The organism is Tamlana crocina (assembly GCF_012037625.1).
The window spans coordinates 1-305 of the sequence record NZ_JAAVJS010000747.1; the positions used below are offsets into that span (position 1 = coordinate 1).

The window sequence follows — 305 nt, forward strand, 5'->3', positions numbered from 1 at the left end:
TGCTGAAAAAAAGTCTTGACTCTTGGCTCTTGACTCCTGGTTCTTTTAGATCTTCTTCGCTTCCTCCCAGTATACATCCATTTCGGCCAGGGTCATATCCTTTAAGCTTTTATTAAGCTCCTTTGCCTTTCCCTCTAAATATTGAAATCTTTTAATGAATTTTTTATTGGTTCTTTCCAGGGCGTCTTCGGGATTTACTTTTAAAAACCGGGCATAATTGATCATGCTGAACATTACATCTCCAAACTCCTCCTCAATTTTCTGCTGATTGTCACCGTCAATTTCATGTTGCAGCTCCTCCAGCT

At 39.7% G+C, this 305-nt stretch carries 1 protein-coding gene; it reads right to left on the reverse strand.

Annotated elements, in window-relative coordinates:
• Positions 1–45: 45 nt before the first annotated feature.
• On the reverse strand, positions 46–305 hold a 260-nt coding region (locus HC176_RS18830), incomplete at its 5' end, for a MazG nucleotide pyrophosphohydrolase domain-containing protein (protein WP_280818729.1).